The sequence below is a fragment of the Pseudomonadota bacterium genome (assembly GCA_010028905.1).
In the GTDB taxonomy this organism is placed as follows: Bacteria; Vulcanimicrobiota; Xenobia; order RGZZ01; family RGZZ01; genus RGZZ01.
In genome coordinates, this window is the sequence record RGZZ01000493.1 from 1 (window position 1) to 3,629 (window position 3,629).

Annotated in this window: 3 protein-coding genes; all 3 read right to left on the bottom strand. The window is 67.0% G+C overall.

Features of this window, described 5'->3' with window-relative positions; all coding sequences use genetic code 11:
- Positions 1-35: 35 nt before the first annotated feature.
- On the bottom strand, positions 36-1,328 hold the full coding sequence (locus tag EB084_21745; protein ID NDD30889.1) for an SGNH/GDSL hydrolase family protein: 1,293 nt from the start codon (positions 1,326-1,328) through the stop codon (positions 36-38).
- A gap of 79 nt (positions 1,329-1,407) precedes the next feature.
- Complete coding sequence (locus tag EB084_21750; protein ID NDD30890.1) at positions 1,408-3,114, bottom strand: hypothetical protein; 1,707 nt, start codon at positions 3,112-3,114, stop codon at positions 1,408-1,410.
- A 19-nt stretch (positions 3,115-3,133) separates the two neighbouring features.
- Complete coding sequence (locus EB084_21755; GenBank protein NDD30891.1) at positions 3,134-3,601, bottom strand: hypothetical protein; 468 nt, start codon at positions 3,599-3,601, stop codon at positions 3,134-3,136.
- Between the last annotated feature and the right edge of the window lie 28 nt (positions 3,602-3,629).

The following is a 3,629-nucleotide window of genomic DNA, read 5'->3' on the forward strand; positions in this document are numbered from 1 at the left end:
CGATGTGAACAGATCGATTGCCCAGAGGGCGTCTGTCAGGGCGAGAGGCGCTTCGAGAGCACGGGCGCGAGCATCTTGTCGAGGAGCTCGGCGACCCGCTGATGTCCTCTGCGCGTGAGATGCACGGGAGAGTCGAAGCATGCGTGTTCGTCGTCGTCGGTCTGCTTGTCGAGCTCGCCGCGCACGTCGAGCAGCAGGGCGCCTGTCTTTGCCGAGACCCTGCGCATTGCGTCTGCGTGGCGATTGCGCTCGGCGTTCAGCGGAGCGCCGTCCTCGCGCCTGCTTGCCGTGGCGGCCTTCGTCTTTGACACGCGGGGCTTCTCGTCTGCCTGGAACGAGCGCTGGGACTGCGGTTCCACCATGAAGGCAACGCGAATGCCACGGGCGCTTCCGAGCGCGGCCACCGCCTCGAGGTTGCGCTCGTACTCGTCGAGCGGCACGCGGCACGTGGGGGCTTCTTCATGCCCCGCGATCTTGCGCTCCTCGCTGCGCTCATGTGTCTTGATGGCGAGGGTACGGATGAGCAGGCAGAGCTGACTTCTGTACATCAACGAACGCATCGCATGAACCCGACGATCATCGGTGATCACATCGCTGTCCTTGCCCAGTGAGGGGGTTCCGTCATGGTGCCCGAAGCAGAAGATCAGCAGGTCTGGCCGGAGGTCGACCAGCCGTCTTGCCAGCAGCAGGCCCTGCCACGAAGAGAAGCCGGGAACGCCGGCGTTGATGACCTCGAACCTTGCCTTTGGGAATCGTTTCTCGAGAAGGCCTTTGAGCAGTTTGGGATAGGCGTGGGGAATGTCGAACCCAGGGTCGATGGCGATGGCCTGTGAATCGCCCAGGCACAGGATGCGGTAGGTCTGGCTCGAAGGGGAGGGGGTGGGCACGGGATTCGTGAGCAGATCGTCGATCTGGGGATTCATCGATTTCGTCTCGTTGCCGAACGCGACCAGATGTCGCTGATCGGCCACCCATTCCTGCTGGAGCTCGGGGTTGACGTTCCAGAAGAGTACCGGGTCCGGGATGAACAGCGGCTCGTCGAGCTGGCGGGCAAACATCTGCAGCGAGATCTCCCAGGCGCAGAAGAAGTTCGCCACCAACAGGAAGACCACGAAGGCTCGCTTCCACGGGCGCAGGCGGTGCACGCGGAGCCGCATCTGCAGCATCACCACGGCGCAGAGCAGAACGCCCCCACAGAGAAGTGCCGCGCGAAGCATGGGGGCCGAGAGGTCTGGGATGTAGCCGTTCAGCATCGTGAAGGGCAGATGCGAAGACTCGAGCCCGTGCACGTAGTAGTACTCTAGGGGGACCTTGGCCATCAGCAGCATGGTTGGGTGCGTCTTTCGCCGGGGCGAGGGGGGGGCCTGCTGACCCAGCAGCTCTCCGCGAGCGCGTGGGGATGCGGGCTCATGGGGAGACCTGCGCGCGTCGCATGAGGTGCCATTGCGCGTCAGCGCCGCCCTTCCACGACGTGACGACCGTCCACGACGCCAGGCGCTCGGTTGCCGCGAGGGTCGAGAGGTCACCGATGACGATGATGCGTTCCGGGCCTTGACCGGGGTCTTGCGCGTCCATGGGCTTCACCCGGATGGGGAGCTGATCGAGCGTGGCGGCCAGCTCGAAGGCCTGAACCTCCACTTCGGCTCCGTCGAGCTTGATCACGCCCACCTCGGCCTGCCCGTCGTGCAGCACCCGCGTGAGGGTCTCGCGCAGGGGGTAGGGCGCAGCCTCAGGTGGGCGGCAGTACGCCGTGGTGACCCGCACGTCGTTCGCGATCAGCGTCTCTGCCCGTGACCGCAACGGCCCGGGGAGCACCCAGGCGTCGGTCAGCACGAGGCACGCTGTTCCCAGCATCAGCGTGCCCGCTCCCCACGCCAGAGGTCGAGGGGGAAGGGCACGGGCAAGCCATCCCACGCACAAGATGAGCACGAACACGGTTGCCGGTTGGGCGTACCGAGGGTCGGCGTGGGGCGCCGAGGCACAGAGGAGCCCGACTGAGAAGGCGAGCCCTGCGACCGCAAGCGCGGTGGGGCGGCGCAGTCCCGACATGCGCAGGCCGGCAGCGGTTCCCACGGCGATCAGCAGCGGCGTGCCGGGCAGGGTGTGGGAGAGGGCCGCGACATACTCGGCCAGGTTCTGCAGGAAGAGGCCCCCCGAGCGCTGGTGCTCGGAGGCGTCCATGAGCAGCTTCTCGTAGATCGTGCCTGCGGCGAAGGCATACCACCAGAGTGTGCCGAGAACGGCGGTGGAGAGGGCGAGGGCCAGACCCGCCCAGGGTCTGATCGTGGCTGGGTCGTCACCTTCCGGACGCTGTCGCCGGGCAAGGGTGAGCCAGTAGAGCCAGCACGCGCTGAGCACGGCGAAGCGAACCGCGGCGTGTGGATCGCGCAGCGGACCCGCGGGAGCGCTGCCCACGGACTCCATCGCGCCGAGCGCAATGACGGCCGCGGTGAGCGCGAGATGGGTGAGCAGCGTGACGATGGTTCGCCGCTCGCGCGGCTCGTCGATGCACGCCTGTATCACCACGACGAGAAAGGGGAGCCCCATGAACCAGGGGAAGGTCCATCGGGCGAGCATGCCCATGGCGAGGCTTGCGCCCAGCAGCCACGTCTCGCGGCGTCGTGTGAGCCCGCTGCACCCGACCAGCGCTCCCATCGACAGCGCCACGGCGGCGTGCAGTGCAACGTCGGGGACGTAGGTCCGGCACCAGACGCTCACATGTGGAACCGCCGCCGCGGCGAGCCCCATGAGCACGCCTCCTTGGCGCCCTCCCCAGAGCCGCCCGATCCAGATCATCGACGCGAGGTATACCGCGAGGAACGCGTTGAGGCTCAGGCAGGCCGACTGTGCGGAGGGCCCGGCAATCTGGTAGAACGGCAGCGCGATGAGCGATGGGAGCGGGGGATACCGCATGAAGTAGACGCGGTGATCCGTGGTCAGCTCTCGCCAGAACCGGACGCTCTCGATGATTCGATCCGGGCTGTCTTCCACCGGTGGTCGGTGATCAGACATGACGTATATCGCGTTCAGCGCAACCTGCGTGACGATGAGAGCGATCGTGAAGACGACCTCCCATCGTCGAACGGGAAGGGGCTTGACGCGCGGAGACGTCATCGACGCGCTGCGGGGGACGTCACGGCTGGCTCGGGACTTCGAGCAGCATCAGCGGTGCGAGCTTGCGCAGCACCTCGAGGCGCGGTCGATTCGACTCGAGGTAGCGCATCTGGGCTGGCGTGAGAATCTCCTTCGCTTTCTCGCTGAAGCGCTTCTCCAGCGCGTCGATGGCATCGACGCTCCGCAGCACGCTCTCGAGAGCCGCTGCCTGTGCCGCGTTCAGTCGCAGCGCGGGCTGCGACTCGAGGGTGGCCGGGAGGTCGATGAGCTCATCGCGAGAGAGACGAAAGGCCTCCGCGGCCGCCTTGTCGGGCAGGGTTCCCCCACCCTCCGCCTTTCGCGTGGCAAGGGCCGCGAGGGAACGGGACAGGTCGGCGGGAGCCGATGCGCGGCGTGGATGTCCCTCGAGCCACGTCAGCTGGTCGGTGCGCAGGACGGCGCGAAGGGCGGAAACCTGGTTGTGGGCGGCAACCAACGGGTCGCGCACGGCCCTGGCGGCTTCGAGCAGGGCTGCG